The sequence below is a fragment of the Bacteroides sp. 2_2_4 genome (assembly GCF_000157055.1).
GTDB lineage: Bacteria > Bacteroidota > Bacteroidia > Bacteroidales > Bacteroidaceae > Bacteroides > Bacteroides ovatus.
In genome coordinates, this window is the sequence record NZ_EQ973358.1 from 484966 (window position 1) to 500175 (window position 15210).

General features: G+C 42.1%; 11 protein-coding genes and 1 tRNA gene. 4 read left to right on the forward strand and 8 right to left on the reverse strand.

Annotated elements, in window-relative coordinates; translation table 11 throughout:
* Positions 1-261 precede the first annotated feature (261 nt).
* The 4 genes from BSCG_RS17530 to BSCG_RS17515 all read right to left on the reverse strand — a co-directional run bounded on the left by BSCG_RS17530 (position 262) and on the right by BSCG_RS17515 (position 2677).
* Positions 262-1428 carry a tyrosine-type recombinase/integrase gene (locus BSCG_RS17530; RefSeq protein WP_008775613.1) on the reverse strand — a complete coding sequence of 389 codons (1167 nt, stop codon included), beginning with the start codon at positions 1426-1428 and terminating at the stop codon, positions 262-264.
* A 130-nt stretch (positions 1429-1558) separates the two neighbouring features.
* Positions 1559-1631, reverse strand: a tRNA-Trp gene (locus BSCG_RS17525).
* Between the two features lie 65 nt (positions 1632-1696).
* Entirely contained in the window at positions 1697-2050 is a 354-nt protein-coding gene (locus tag BSCG_RS17520) for an arsenate reductase family protein (protein WP_004308288.1), read from the reverse strand.
* 48 nt (positions 2051-2098) lie between these two features.
* The gene (locus BSCG_RS17515; RefSeq protein ID WP_004320682.1) at positions 2099-2677 is read right to left on the reverse strand and encodes a uracil-DNA glycosylase family protein; all 579 of its coding nucleotides are present in this window, start codon (positions 2675-2677) and stop codon (positions 2099-2101) included.
* Between the two features lie 108 nt (positions 2678-2785).
* On the opposite strand from BSCG_RS17515, the gene BSCG_RS17510 reads away from it, so the two are divergent.
* The 4 genes from BSCG_RS17510 to BSCG_RS17495 all read left to right on the forward strand — a co-directional run bounded on the left by BSCG_RS17510 (position 2786) and on the right by BSCG_RS17495 (position 9736).
* Positions 2786-5914: a SusC/RagA family TonB-linked outer membrane protein gene (locus BSCG_RS17510; protein ID WP_032849444.1), complete on the forward strand. Its 3129-nt coding sequence runs from the start codon at positions 2786-2788 to the stop codon at positions 5912-5914.
* Positions 5915-5929: 15 nt separating this feature from the next.
* A complete protein-coding gene (locus BSCG_RS17505; protein WP_008775615.1) occupies positions 5930-7525 on the forward strand; it encodes a SusD/RagB family nutrient-binding outer membrane lipoprotein in 1596 nt (531 codons plus the stop codon).
* A 73-nt stretch (positions 7526-7598) separates the two neighbouring features.
* The gene (locus BSCG_RS17500; protein ID WP_004308283.1) at positions 7599-8306 is read left to right on the forward strand and encodes a DUF5020 family protein; all 708 of its coding nucleotides are present in this window, start codon (positions 7599-7601) and stop codon (positions 8304-8306) included.
* A 116-nt stretch (positions 8307-8422) separates the two neighbouring features.
* Entirely contained in the window at positions 8423-9736 is a 1314-nt protein-coding gene (locus tag BSCG_RS17495) for a nucleobase:cation symporter-2 family protein (RefSeq protein WP_004304803.1), read from the forward strand.
* A gap of 116 nt (positions 9737-9852) precedes the next feature.
* Here BSCG_RS17495 and BSCG_RS17490 read toward each other — a convergent pair whose 3' ends face one another.
* From BSCG_RS17490 to BSCG_RS17475, 4 genes are all read right to left on the reverse strand, one after another.
* Entirely contained in the window at positions 9853-11988 is a 2136-nt protein-coding gene (locus tag BSCG_RS17490) for a KamA family radical SAM protein (protein WP_004308282.1), read from the reverse strand.
* 325 nt (positions 11989-12313) lie between these two features.
* The gene (locus BSCG_RS17485; protein ID WP_004301962.1) at positions 12314-12946 is read right to left on the reverse strand and encodes a hypothetical protein; all 633 of its coding nucleotides are present in this window, start codon (positions 12944-12946) and stop codon (positions 12314-12316) included.
* 111 nt (positions 12947-13057) lie between these two features.
* Positions 13058-14446, reverse strand: coding sequence for an alanine/glycine:cation symporter family protein (locus BSCG_RS17480; RefSeq protein ID WP_004325091.1), 1389 nt, complete (start codon positions 14444-14446; stop codon positions 13058-13060).
* A gap of 33 nt (positions 14447-14479) precedes the next feature.
* On the reverse strand, positions 14480-15127 hold the full coding sequence (locus BSCG_RS17475) for a helix-turn-helix domain-containing protein (protein ID WP_004308278.1): 648 nt from the start codon (positions 15125-15127) through the stop codon (positions 14480-14482).
* Between the last annotated feature and the right edge of the window lie 83 nt (positions 15128-15210).

Genomic DNA, 15210 nt, shown 5'->3' on the forward strand with positions numbered 1-15210 from the left:
ATATTCTTATCAGAAAAACAAATAACCGGATAATTTGTACCGGGCTTCTTCAGGTTTGTTCGCTTATGTAAATAAAAAGCATCTCCTATCATCACGACAGAAGATGCAACCATAAAACCATAAATATAGGGTATGTTCAGGCATCTCATCGGAATATACCCTATATACAACTTTTACAAAGATATAGATTTTTTATTGGAAAAGCAAGTCATAGAGTAAAGATCAAGTTACTAGCGGGAGGTTATGATAGAATTATTGTTCTTAGAAAAGTCCTTCAAAATGTTTTGTTTCTTCATGCACTGGCAACGCTTCTCCTTTTAGATATTTGTTTGTGGTAGAAATATCCGAATGTCTTGCTTGATCGCGTGCAATGACGATCCCGGCTGAATTTGCCAAATCACGAATACCAGTATCTTTTAGGGAATAAAATTGGTAAGAATCAGGGAACTTAAGTAACGTACGTACTTTATTGAAATAAGTCCTGTAAGTACGTGGTGTCGATTTCTCTTTTGAGGGTTTGAAATCTTTCCCGAATAAGTAACAATCATTGCTATAATTGAATATTTTGAGTTCGAGCATAGATTTTATTAAAATATCGTTTAATCCTACCATACCGTCTTTGCGGTTTTTAGATATACTTGAAGGAATAAATACTTTTTGATCCTTAATATAGATATCGGATAATTGAATATTTGACAGCTCATCTGGACGAATAAGGGTGTAATATGCAAACTGGCAAAGTAGGAGAAAGTACGGATTATTTTTCTCTAAATATGTTCTAAGCTTTTGTAGATCATTAGCGGACAATGCGTCTCGTTTCTTTTTGTCTTCCGATAATGATTTGATATTTTCTACGGGATTTTTGTCTATATACTGTTTTTCTAACAACCAGCTACCAAAAGATGATAACCAGGTGCGATAATTATTCCTTGTGCGAGCTGACGAATCACGATCAATAAGAATGTAATCCAAGAAATCACTTGCATAAGTCTTATCAAACTGATAAATATATATTATAGGATTGAAACGCTTTTTGTTGTATTCTGATAATACCCTAATTCTTTTTTTATAGTCCGTAAAAGTACTTTCTTTAAACACTTTGGACTTATGGAATTTAACTAGATATTTATTGTATAATTCCACAACATCATCGAATAATGTATATTGGCGGGAATTTGAAGTATCTGCCCATGGATTCCAACCGGATAGGAGTTGCCGGCTTATATTTGCGATTAATTCCGTGGCCCTCTTTTTCCGGACACTAATTTTATCTATGCTATCCAGCATGTATTTTTTTCGTTTCATTTTTTGTTCCAAAGGATCGTAAGCTTTGAAATCAATATACCAATTTTTCCCGGTGTGAAGTTTGGGCAAAGTGTAGGGTATTATACTATTTAATGAGGCACCCTGTCTTTTCGTTGAACACATTTTTTTCTACGTTTTTGTAAACAGAAACGTAGTACAATTAAACATTCATATTAAATAAAGTGTCCGGTACTTGTCCGACCTATAAACGGAAAATAGCCATAAGTTGTTTACTTACAGCTATTTAACTCTGCACGGGAGGAGAGGCTCGAACTCCCGACACCCGGTTTTGGAGACCGGTGCTCTACCAACTGAGCTACTCCCGCGTTTGCGGCTGCAAAGGTAGTAGAAACTTCTGAATCTCCAAACATTCGGGTAAATAAGTTTTGAATTATTTTAATTTTTCCCACTCATCGGGCTTAAAACCGACCAGAACGAAGCTGTCTGTCACTACCAATGGGCGTTTCACCAATTTACCGTTGGTTGCCAATAGTGCTATCTGTTCTTCCTCACTCATTGCAGGTAGCTTCTCGCTTAGTTTCAGCTCTTTATATACTAATCCGCTCGTGTTGAAGAATTTCTTCACCGGCAGACCGCTGCGCGGAATCCATGCCTTTAATTCTTCCACCGTAGGATTTTCTTCTACGATTAAGCGGTTGGTAAACTCAATGTTATTTTCTGTTAACCATTTCTTGGCTTTTTGGCATGTGCTGCATGCCGGGTACTGCAAAAATAATGTTGCCATATTCATTTATAATTTAATACTTGATATTTAATACTTAATACTTGAACTTCACTTCAATATCTGTAAATCCTGAAACATAATCCGGTAAGCGGCTGCTTTCTTGTCCAATGCTAATGGATACGCCCTTGATGATGAGGGCATCCGGTATAGTCGCAAGGCACGACCTTCGAAAACAAATTCGGAGTAATCACCTACTTTGGGTTCTTCTATGTCGAATTGCTGTCGGAGAGTGTCCGTTGCTTTTTGGCCCGTAGTGACGATTGCTTTGCATTCGGGAAGCTGCCGCAGTAATGCTGCAACATCGGTGGCTTCCACTACTTCAAGAAACTTGTCCGATGCATTATCCTGCAACCGACGAATGGATGAAGCGGTATCAAATAGGGCAATCCCCTTTTCGTTTAAAAAGTCTATGATTTGCTCGCGGCAGAACGATTTTAGTGTCGAATTCAGAAAGTGATTCTTATCATTAAAGAATAAGATTCCATATATACGCCACATGTCGTTGTTTAGGTTCGGGTAGTAAAACTCCATAGACCAACGTTTTTTCTGTGGCGGAAAACTTCCCAGCATAAGTAATTTTGATTTCGCTGGGAGAAACGGTTCTAACGGATGTATTTCGATTTCCATAATTTCTTTCATTTTAATTTCGTACAAAAATAGTGATAATGTTTATTTCCTTCAAAATCAATGAGAAAAAATGCTAGATTTAAAATAATTAGTTATTTTTGCGGCGTGATGAACAAACAATATTTTATTATATCATTGAAAAAAGAAGTTTTTGTGAGTTGCTTCTTAATAGGCCTGTTTTTTCTGGAGGGAGGAAATTGTTATGCTTCGGAGCAACAAGCGTTAAGAGGGACGATAGAAGTTCCTTCTGATCATAATACCGTGAGAGGGCGTGTAATTGATATCTATGGTGAACCACTGATCGGTGCTACAATACGCGAAAAGGGGGGAGCCAATGGTACTGTGACCGATATTGATGGAAAATTCTTTTTGTCTGTGCCGGATAGTGCTGTCTTACAAGTTTCTTTTGTGGGTTATAAGACTGTAGAAGTCAATGTGGCAGGTCGGAATGTGCTTGAAATACGTCTTCAGGAAGATGCGGTGATGCTTGAACATGTCATCGTAACGGCCTTGGGACTTGAAAAGGATGAAGCTACATTGGCCTATTCTGTGCAAAAAATCAAGGGAGAAGAACTGAACCGTGTCAAAGAAGTAAATATGATTGCTGCTCTGGCGGGAAAAGCTGCCGGTGTGCAAATCAACAAAAACTCTTCCGGTATGGGCGGTTCCGCAAAAGTCAGTCTCCGGGGAATCCGTTCGGTATCCGGTGATAATCAACCGCTTTATGTAATAGATGGAGTGCCGATGTCGAATACCTCTTCCGAACAGGCTTATTCGGCTATTGGTGGTACGGCGAATGCAGGGAATCGTGATGGAGGAGACGGAATCTCTAATCTGAATCCGGAAGATGTAGAAAGCATCAGTATTCTGAAAGGTGCTCCTGCTGCGGCTTTATATGGTAGCATGGCTGCTAACGGAGTGATTCTTATCACGACTAAAAAAGGCAACTCTGTCGGACAAAGGAATATTAATTTCTCTACAGGACTCACTTTCGAGAAAGCATTCAGTATGCCTAAAATGCAGAATCGTTATGGTGTCAGTGATGTGGTAGACAGCTGGGGAGAGAAAGAGAATCTGATGGCTTATGATAATCTGGATGATTTTTTCCGTACCGGATTGACATCGATGACTTCCGTATCTATCAGTTATGGAAATGAAAACCTGCAAACTTATTTCTCCTATGCCAATACTACCGGAAAGGGGATTATCGACAAGAATAAACTGAAAAAGCATAATATAAACTTGCGTGAGACGGCTACCATGTTCGACAAACGTCTGAAACTGGACGGTAGTGTGAATGTGATGAAACAGACCGTCGAGAATAAGCCGGTGTCGGGAGGTTTCTATATGAATCCGTTGGTAGGGCTCTATCGTTTTCCTCGTGGGGAGGATTTGTCTTATTATAAAGATCATTTTGAAACCTATGACGAAGAACGGAAACTGGGTGTGCAGAATTGGCATACGTTTACCGAAGACTTCGAACAGAATCCATACTGGATAACGAACCGCATACAAAGTAAAGAAACACGTACACGCATTATCCTTTCTCTTTCAGCAAACTTTAAGGTAAATGATTGGCTGACGATTCAAGCCCGTGGAAACATGGATTATTGGGCGGACAAGTTACGCCAGAAATTCTATGCGTCTACTGCCACCGCCCTGTGTGGAGCGAACGGACGATATATCGAGATGGATTATCAGGAAACCCAGATGTATGGTGATGTCATGGCGATGGTGAAGAAAACCTGGGGGGATTTTACACTGGATGCGGCGATTGGTGGTAGTATAAATGATAAAGTCGTTAATTCTACCCGATATGATTCGAAAAATGCATCTTTGAAGTTTGCTAATGTGTTTAATATTGCCAATATCGTCATGAACAGTTCTGCCAGTATTGACCAGCGAATAGATCAACGCCGTCAGTTGCAATCTATATTCGGTACGGCACAGATCGGTTATAAGGAAAAATTGTTTCTTGATTTGACGGCCCGTAATGACTGGGCGTCAACCTTGTCTTATACCAGCCATGAAAAATCCGGATTCGCTTATCCTTCTGTAGGGCTTTCCATGCTACTTGATAAATGGGTGAAGTTACCCGAATGGGTTTCTTTCGCAAAATTGCGTGGCGCTTATAGTAAAGTAGGGAATGATATTCCTCCATTTATCACTAATCCCTCTTCGCAGATCAATGCCGGTGGCGAGATACAGGCGAATGACGCCGCACCTTTCAAGGAAATGGAGCCGGAAATGACTCATGCCATCGAATTTGGAACTGAATGGCGATTCTTTCAACACCGTTTAGGGGTTAATCTGACTTATTATCGTACCAATACTTATAATCAATTCTTCAAACTTCCCGCACTTGCAGGTGATAAGTATGCTTACCGATATGTAAATGCCGGAAATATCCAGAATCGGGGATGGGAATTGACACTGAATGGAACTCCCGTATTAACTCCTGATTTCAACTGGAAAACTTCTGTAAACTTCTCTACCAATAAGAATAAGATAGTGAAGTTGCACGAAGATCTGAAAGAAATGATTTACGGGCCTACCAGTTTTTCTTCCAGCTATGCCATGAAACTTATTAAAGGCGGTTCTATCGGTGATATATATGGTAAGGCTTTTGTGCGTGATGATGCAGGCAATATCGTTTACGAAACAGAGGGTGATAATAAAGGACTTCCATTGGTGGAGGGCGATGGGAATACGGTGAAAGTAGGAAATGCCAACCCTGTCTTTATGATGGGATGGGATCATACATTCTCTTACAAAGGCTTCACCCTTTATTTTCTGCTTGATTGGCGCTACGGAGGTGAAGTCCTTTCGCAGACACAGGCGGAAATGGATCTTTATGGAGTATCTGAAATAACGGCCGATGCGCGTGACAGGGGATATGTAATGCTCGACGGTCAGCGTATAGACAATGTGAAAGGATTCTATAAAATAGTAGGCGGGCGTGCCGGGGTGACGGAATATTATATGTATGATGCTACGAATTTACGGTTGCGTGAAGTATCATTGAGCTATAATTTCTCCAAGAAGTGGATACAGAAAACGAAGGTACTGAAAGATGTTCAGCTTTCGTTTGTAGCTCGCAATCTATGTTTCTTGTATAAGAAAGCTCCTTTTGATCCGGATCTGGTACTTTCTACCGGAAATGATAATCAAGGAATTGAAGTGTTCGGAATGCCTACGACCCGTAGTCTGGGCTTTACTCTGAAATGTGAATTTTAAAGGCAGGAGAGAGAAATGAAGAGAAAATATGTATATCTATATTTGTTGGGGTTATTGCTGTTCTCTGTAGCTTGTACCGGTAATTTCCGTGATTACAATACCGATTTGTCCGGTATCACGGATGATGACTTGATTATTGATGACAATGGCTATGGAATCCGTTTGGGAATTATTCAGCAAGGTATTTATTTTAATTACGACTACGGAAAAGGAAAGAACTGGTCTTTCCAACTGATACAGAATCTGAACGCGGACATGTTCAGTGGGTATATGCATGACGGCAAACCTCTGAACGGGGGCTCGCATAATTCCGATTATAATATGCAGGACGGCTGGAATAGCGCCATGTGGACACACATGTATTCTTATATTTTCCCACAGATATATCAGTCGGAGAATGCTACCCGAAATACACATCCTGCTCTGTTCGGGATAACGAAAATATTAAAGGTGGAAGCGATGCATCGTGTGACGGATTATTATGGTCCTATCATTTATAAGAATTTTGCTAATGCCGAAAAACATTACCGTCCGGATAAACAAGAGGATGTCTATTATGAGTTTTTCAATGAACTCGATTCTGCTGTAGTTGCTCTCACCAACTATATAGATGAGAAACCGGAATCCAATGGATTTGCACGTTTTGATATTTTGTTGGATGGGAAATACGCTTCCTGGGTGAAGTTTGCCAATTCGTTGCGTTTGCGGTTGGCAATGCGTATTGCCTCTGTTGCTCCCGATAAGGCTTGTGCTGAAATACAGAAAATAAAAGAAAACGATTATGGCTTCTTTGAAGCGGAAACAGGCGGAGCAATCGTTTCTACCAAATCCGGATATACCAATCCATTGGGAGAACTTAACCGTGTGTGGAATGAAACTTACATGAGTGCTAACATGGAATCAATCTTGGTCGGATATGATGATCCTCGTCTTGGAGCTTATTTCGAACACTGTACGGATGAAGCTTTGAAAGGACAATATCGTGGAATTCGTCAAGGGACATGTTTTGCTCATAGTCATTATTCCGGATTGTCGAAGCTGTTTGTCCTGCAAAGCACCGATGCGCCTCTGATGACTGCTTCGGAAGTCTGGTTTCTGCGTGCCGAAGCCGCTTTGCGCGGGTGGACCGATGAAGATGAAGAAGCTTGTTACCGGAACGGCGTAACTACCTCTTTTCATCAATGGGGAATTTATGGGGTGGAGGATTACCTGAAAAGTGAGCTGACAGCTTCCGACTTTATAGACACTTATGATGAAGAAAATAATATAGAAGCGCGTTGTAAAGTCACTCCCAAATGGAATCCGCAGGATGATAAGGAGACAAAACTGGAGAAGATTATCACGCAGAAGTGGATTGCCATGTTCCCGGAAGGTTGCGAAGCTTGGGCCGAACAAAGACGAACGGGATATCCCCGTTTATTTCCCGTTCGATTCAATCATAGTAGGAGCGGATGCATCGACACGGAGATCATGGTGCGCCGTCTTAATTTCCCAGGTACATTGCAGACAGAAGACCCGGAGCAATATTCTGCTCTTGTCGAGGCTTTAGGCGGAGATGACCATGGAGGTACAAGACTCTGGTGGGATACGGGAAATAATAACCTGGAATAAAAAAAGACAGAAGTAATGTGCTTATATGTGTAGCTTTAACTATTTTTGCATCTTCATTTAAACACATTTACTTATGAAACAGATTATCTCTGCTCTTTTCCTTTGTATGTTGCTCTCTGGCGTACCGAGATTGCAGGCGCAAAACATTCAGCTACATTATGATTTCGGACGTTCTTTGTATGATAAAGATTTGCAAGGTCGCCCGCTGTTCACCTCCACTGTGGAGAAGTTTCATCCTGATACTTGGGGAAGCACTTATTTCTTTGTTGATATGGATTACACTTCCGAGGGTGTCGCTTCCGCTTATTGGGAAATAGCCCGTGAACTAAAATTCTGGAAAGGTCCTTTCTCTGCACATCTTGAATATAACGGTGGATTATCGAAAGGCATGTCTTATAAAAATGCTTATCTGGCAGGAGCTACCTACACTTTTAATAATGCTTCCTTTTCCAAAGGCTTTACGCTGACTGCTATGTATAAGTATATTCAGAAACACCAATCGCCCAACAACTTCCAGCTGACAGGTACGTGGTACGTGAATTTCTGCCGCAATCTGCTCACTTTCTCCGGCTTTGCCGACTGGTGGCGCGAAGAAACCAACTATGGAAAGACTATCTTTCTCTCCGAACCACAATTCTGGGTAAACCTAAACAAAATCAAAGGAGTAAATAAAAATTTCAATCTTAGTGTTGGCTCCGAAGTCGAATTGAGTAATAACTTCGGCGGTCGTGATGGCTTTTATGTTATCCCGACACTCGCTCTGAAATGGACGCTGAACTAAAAAACGGATTATAAGAAATAGAATTAAAAAAAGTCGGACTAAAAGAAGCCGGACTTCAGAATAATCTCTGTTTATCCCTCTGCGGAACTTAAAAAAATATATAGAAACCCTGTTAAATGAAAACTGATTTAATCTACGGCGTAGAAGACCGTCCCCCTTTTAAAGACGCCTTGTTTGCGGCTTTACAACATCTTTTGGCTATTTTCGTAGCGATCATTACACCTCCGCTTATCATCGCAAGTGCCTTGAAACTTGATGTAGAAAAGACAAGCTTTCTGGTTTCCATGTCTCTTTTTGCTTCGGGAGTATCTACCTTTATACAATGCCGCCGCTTTGGTGTGATAGGAGCAAGACTGCTCTGCATCCAGGGAACCAGTTTTTCTTTTATCGGCCCTATCATTGCCACAGGGATGGTAGGCGGATTACCGTTAATTTTCGGTTCCTGTATGGCTGCTGCGCCTATCGAAATGATTGTCAGCCGCACATTCAAATATCTGCGTAATATTATCACTCCGCTGGTTTCCGGTATTGTCGTGCTGCTTATCGGATTGAGTCTGATAAAGGTAGGTATCGTATCTTGCGGAGGCGGATATGCAGCTATGGATAATGGTACGTTTGCTACGTGGGAAAACCTGTCTATTGCAGCACTGGTACTTCTTAGCGTCTTGTTTTTCAACCGTTGCGGGAACAAATACCTGCGTATGAGTTCCATTGTACTCGGACTTTGCCTTGGCTATGGTTTGGCATTTGCTCTGGGAAAAGTGGATATGAGTGCGTTGAATGTGGAAATGCTGATGAGTTTTAATATTCCCCAGCCTTTTAAATATGGTGTTGATTTCAATGTGTCTTCTTTTATAGCCATTGGTCTGGTTTACTTGATAACTGCCATTGAAGCAACAGGTGATGTAACTGCCAACTCTATGATTTCCGGACTTCCCATTGAAGGAGATTCCTATTTGAAACGGGTTTCCGGTGGAGTAATGGCAGATGGATTCAACTCCTTTCTCGCCGGTGTATTCAACTCTTTTCCAAACTCCATCTTTGCACAAAACAACGGTATTATCCAACTGACCGGAGTAGCCAGCCGTTATGTTGGTTATTATATCGCAGCAATGCTCGTCCTTTTGGGTTTATTTCCCATCGTAGGTGCCGTATTTTCCTTAATGCCCGATCCTGTACTGGGCGGTGCAACCTTACTAATGTTCGGCACAGTAGCAGCGGCGGGAATCCGTATTGTCTCCTCACAAGAAATAGGCCGTAAAGAAACTTTGGTATTAGCAGTCAGCCTCTCCTTAGGCTTAGGGGTAGAACTAATGCCGGACGTATTACAACAAGCCCCGGAAGCAATTCGAAGTATCTTCTCTTCAGGGATTACCACCGGAGGCCTAACTGCAATTATTGCAAATATAGTAATACGGGTAAAAGAGTAGGAAACAAGTAGTAGAAACAAGTATTAAGTAATAAGTATTACCGAAGCCGCTGGTTTATACTTGATAGGCGTTGATTAATACTTGTTAGTTGATGCTTGTCGATTAATACTTAATACCTAATTCTTAATACTTAAATTACTCATTTTATCTGTTGTGCGGAAGGGGAAATCAGGATACTCGTAAAGACTGAAACGAGGTTCGGTTTCTCCTTTCGTATAATTCCAGATAGAAGCATAGTCTTCCGGATCTTCTCCCATCTTGGCTAACTGGCGCAGGTAAGCAGCTAGCGATTTATTCTCTACAATATAAATCTGCCCCATCTGATCGATAATCGGGCTATGATGACGAGTACCGTCATGTTCGAAGCGTAGAATTCGTTTTCCTTCTTCAGTTAGTCCCACCAACTGGAAAGTCATGCTTTTACCGATAGCCGGTAAATTCAATACGCTGCGATCAGTGGCAAGGAAAGGTAAATGATGCTTTCTCATGAAGCGTCTTAATTGCTTGGCAACATCCTCTTTAGGCTCCTCTTCTGTTCCTACTTTCGTCTCTAATATCTTATATAACTCCTCCGCCTGTTCCGGTGTCATACGGCCATAAATCTTTTCCTCCTGTTGCTCCTGCATTGAACGACTGTTGGGTGCAAATACTGCATAATTCTCATTGAATCCCTTTACCGAGAAAGTGTAATAACATACCACCCCCAACGAATTGAGCACCTGACGAAGCCGGGTCGTATGCCCTCTACGTGAAGCAGCCACCGTATATACCAACTGATTCGTAATAATCCATCCCGCAGAAAGAATCTTCCGGATCGCTTCTTTAGCTTCAGGAGTAACCTCCAGCGGTGTCTGGAAATGAGTCTGTATAATAAACTGTTTCACACCGATAGCCGATGCTTTCTCCTTGAATTCCCGCAGAACATCAACCAGCCCGTCGTTGATACGCATCGGCAAATAAGCCAACAGACGTGACCCCAACCGTACCCGTTGCAATTCCGCATATTTCTCTCCATCCTTGCGTTCAAGATTCGCCCTTTGTTTGCGTGCCGCCATCCGATACACCGCATCCAGAATATTCTGAAGCGTTTTATTTTGACTCATCAGCGCATCGCCTCCTGTAATAAGAATATCCCGCAATTGCGTATCCTCTTCAAAATAAGCCATTAACCGACGCAACTTACGATCCCATGATTCCTTCGGGCGTAAAGACTCAAATTCGAAATTCAACCGCTCGCTCTGAAAATCATACATACGCTGACAAGAAGCACAAAGTCCTCCGCAAGCCCGTCCCATAGTGTCAGGAATGAGAATAGCCACCTCCGGATACCGCCGATGAATGTTATGCCCGTCCGGCAAAAGCCATCCCGCAGCATTAGGCTTCCCGGCTTCTACAATATCCTCTTTCTCCCACGCGCGAATATTTCCATACGTCTCCACCAAACGTGGAGAATACAGAATATAACTCCGAATAGCCTCGTCATTATACCCATATCCCGTTACATTAAGCAACGATAAATAATAAGGAGTTGCAAAGAACGGCATACCCTTCTTCCGGGCACGATAAAGCAAATACATAGTCTCTGACGAAAGTGAATTTCCCAGGAATCGATTCAACTCGCCCGGACTTTTCACAGCCATTGCCAAATGAAAGCGGAAATCGTTCCACCACTCATTGACCAACCTGTATTTTTCTTCATAACTCATTCCCTCCTCAAAGTGAAAACGCACCGAAGGCTTCGACTTCCTGTTTTCAATCTTCTGAATCAACAAGTGCAACATCCGCTCCTTATTCTCATCCCGCACTTCACGTACCTCTTCATCCAATCCCGTTTCCCACCGGTCATTCCTACTTTTGATACGCTGTGGCGATGGTAAAGGCACAACCTCTCCCTTCAACCGTTTAAACATCTGGAAAATTTCAATAAACAAATCCGTCGGTATCTCCATATTTTCCAACGTTCCCGTCAGAAACTCATAAAGCAACCGAATCGTCTGTACTGACATATCCTGTCCAGTAGACAGTTCATGGACATTCTGTCCATCATAATCGAGTAAGAGTCGAATTTGCTCCCTCGCCTCCTCCGCAGCCTCATTTTCTATCCTGCAAATTTCCAAAAAACGCAGCATCCCAGCCTTGAACTCTTCCACAGAAGAGCTCTTATCAGCTATCTCCACCACTTCCGGAATTTCTTGATTATAGATTTGTTTCAACTGTGAAAAAGTAAGCGCAAGCATTTTCTTTTGTTTCATAAGCAATCTCTCTATTTTTTAATTATTATAATATACTACCATACCGCATGGTCCTCCTCCGGCCTCGTCTGCACGGCGTCAAGCGAAGGTTTTATTACCGGCGTTAAGAAGGGCAGACTGTTTGAGCGAAGCGAGTTTCTACCCTTTAGACGGGAATGAAACCGGAGTAGCCGGGCAGGCGCAGCCTTGATTTTTCTTTGGGTACTTTTCTTTTGTATCAAGACAAAAGAAAAAAGTACATAAAGATAACAAAAAAAGCGGAGGTACAAAACCCCCGCTTTTTCTATCCTATTAATCTTTACGATTTTCTAACATTTAAAGCGACTTATTTTTTCGTTTCCGTGTCGTCGTTCTTCCGTTTCGGCTCCTTCTTGGCAAGAAGAACAATATTATACACATAATCCGTCATCCACTGTTCAGAGTATCCCAAACGCTCTTTGTACTGGCGAACAGTCGCAGCCGTTTTATGCACATCATCAGCCTTCCACACTGTCTTGGTACAAACATCGTGTACCGTTTTCTGTGTCATACCATACAAAGCCTTCTTAAAGATCGACGGCATACGAAACTTCCACTGCATCAGATTTCCCATCAACATCATCAGATCATTGGAAAATCCCTGATACATGAACAAATAAGATTGAATATCATTTTGAGTGCGGCAGTTACGTTTCACGGAAGAGTCGATTTCCTTAAAGAAGTTCTCGTTCAACCCATAATCCTGCATCAGCATTTTGCGCGCAGCAGATTTTTCGGCCAATCCCAGTTTACCGTTTTGAGTAGGAACTTTAAACAAACGTTTGAAGTTAGCTACGTCCGGCAAGAAGCGGATATTAGTGATACCGAGGTTTGTGGCGATAACTGACTGGAAATACACCCGTGTCAGTGATATGAAATCTTCTACATTGCCGACTTTCGTTTCATCGGATTTTTTCTTGAATAAACCAAATAAGCCCATTGTTATCTCTACAATTTTATTATTTACAATTTACTATTTGAGCGTGTGGAAGGTATATAACATAACTACCATCTGTCAATTTGCGTGCAAAGGTACAAAAACAGTTGGTTTTCACCAACATTCCAAGTCCTTTTCGATGTCCGGCATTGTCTCTTTCTTAAAAACAGGGCTTTGGATGCCAGCTTTCTTTTGCGCGCGGTAATCATTTAGCAGACGGATAGCATATTTTCCGAGGAAAAGGATAGCGATCAGATTACAGATAGCCATTAACGCCATCGTGACATCTGCCAGGCTCCATACCATATCCAATGTGGCAAGTGAACCGAAGAGTACCATACCACCCACCAATATCCTGTAACCATGAAGTACCCATTTCCGGTGAGTGATAAAACGGATATTAGCCTCACCATAATAATAATTCCCCAGAATACTGCTGAAAGCAAAAAAGAAAAGAGCTACGGCAACGAAGATACTGCCCGAAGAACCTATTTCGTTTGTCAACGCCTGTTGAGTCAGCTGCACTCCATTAGCCGAACCATCCAGAGGAGCCCCACTAAAGAGGATGATAAAAGCCGTACAGGTACATATCAATAATGTATCTGTAAATACCGCCAAAGTCTGTATCAACCCTTGTTTTACGGGATGGCTGACATGAGCCGTGGCAGCCGCATTCGGGGCCGAACCCATACCGGCCTCATTGCTGAAAAGTCCTCTCTTGATGCCCTGCATTAATGCCATACCAACTCCTCCTGCCAATGCCTGCTCCCAACCGAAAGCATGGCTGACAATCAGTGCGATAACACCCGGTAAATGAGTGATATTGAGTGCAACAATAACCAGTGCCAGCCCTACATATCCCAAAGCCATAACAGGCACGATAATACTGCTGACGCGGGCAATGCGTTGAATACCTCCAAAGATGATAAGCAATGTCAGCAAAGTCAGCACACCTCCCAATATAATATGATTGAACCCAAAAGCATGCTCTGCCGCAGCACAGATCGTATTACTCTGTACAGAATTGAAAGCAAACCCGAAAGTAATGCTTATTAATACGGCAAAAAGCATTCCCATCCACGGTTGTTTCAACCCTTTCTTCATATAATAAGCAGGTCCTCCGATGAACGAATCCTTTCCGCGTATTTTGTATAATTGTCCCAAAGTAGACTCTATGAAAGCACTCGAAGCCCCTAACAGTGCGATGACCCACATCCAGAAAATAGCCCCGGGACCTCCGATGGCAATGGCAGTAGCCACTCCCGCAAGATTCCCCGTACCCACACGGCTGGCGATAGAAATAGCGAATGCCTGAAAAGAAGATACATGTTTCTCTCCCTGTTTTCCTTTGCCGGCGGATTCGCTTAACAGCACGATCATTTCCCGGATCATGCGAAATTGTACAAAGCGTGTCCGTATGCTGAACCAGACAGCACATCCTAATAACATAATAATTAGAATATACGTCCAAAGTATGTCATTAATCTCGTTGATAAAAGTCATAGTTAAGTATTAAGTATAAAGCATTGTTTGTGGTTATTCGTCTTTTATTCGGAAGTAAAATTTATGATTTTCGAATACAGGTTCCACAATATCATAACGAACAAATTTGGCGAGCAGATGTTCAGCGGCACGTCGTGAAAGTCCGGTTTGTCGACAGTAACGGTTGAGTGAGAGTAAAGTTCCGTGCTCCAGTTGATCGAGCAGGAGCTGTTCACGTTCGGTGTAGCGGATGAGTTCTCCACGGGGGCTATCGCTCTGTTGCCATACACGGAGATGTATGGGAGTTGCCAGAATATTTTCGTCCTTGATGCGGAGATAGGCTAGGGGTTTTCCGGTTTCGTCCTTGGCGTAAACCGGTTTATGTGGAGTTTCTTCGATGGTTGCCACTAACACTTGCCGTCCTTCCACTATGTATGTTTGCAGAGAATATTCCACTTCCGGCACGCAATAAAGTTGTGCGGCGGCTTCAATCATATATTTTTCTTCTTCGGAGCGTACTCCTGCGATTTTACCATTGTCTTTAACGCCAATAAGTAATCGTCCTCCGTCCGTGTTGGCAAAGGCCGAAAGTGTTTTGGCTATTTTGCGTGCGTCGGAAATTTCGAATTTAAAGTCCTGTTGCTGGTGCTCTCCTTCAGCAATCAGTGCATGTATATAATCGGTATCTGTAAGCAGTTTCATGGCTACAAAGGTAGGTAAAAAAGGTAAAAAGCCCCTTTTTTAGATATTTTTCGAAGATTATTTCAAAAAAAATATTGATTTTA